The organism is Mycoplasmopsis mucosicanis (assembly GCF_006546935.1).
Classification (GTDB): Bacteria; Bacillota_I; Bacilli_A; order Mycoplasmatales; family Metamycoplasmataceae; genus Mycoplasmopsis; species Mycoplasmopsis mucosicanis.
Map to the genome: position 1 here is coordinate 1 of NZ_SMDN01000048.1, position 396 is coordinate 396.

The window sequence follows — 396 nt, forward strand, 5'->3', positions numbered from 1 at the left end:
GTATCAATGTGCGTGCGCATCCAATCGTTTAATCCTTCACGCAATGCAGAAACTTGGTCGATAGGTAAAGTTAAACCTGCCGCCATATGGTGTCCACCAAATTTTGAAATTAATGTTTGTTGTGATGATAATGCTTCAAACATTGACACTTGCGTAATACTACGAGAAGAACCTTTTGCATGTTGTTGTTCGTGGTCAATATTTAATACCATTGTTGGTAAATGGAAGGTTTCCACAATTCTTGAGGCAACAATTCCCAGGACGCCTTCATGCCAGTCTTCTTTTGCGAGAACTAAAAAGTGTTCGCCTGCTTGGATTGCATCTTCAGCCATGACCATAGCTTCATCAACAATCGTTTGTACAATATCTTTCCGTTCAACATTGAAATGTTCGACT

The 396-nt window shown here is 39.9% G+C and carries 1 protein-coding gene; it reads right to left on the reverse strand.

The window, feature by feature from the left end; translation table 4 throughout:
• Positions 1–396 (reverse strand): DHHA1 domain-containing protein (locus E1I18_RS03700; protein WP_235888486.1); only part of this gene is annotated, 396 nt, incomplete at both ends.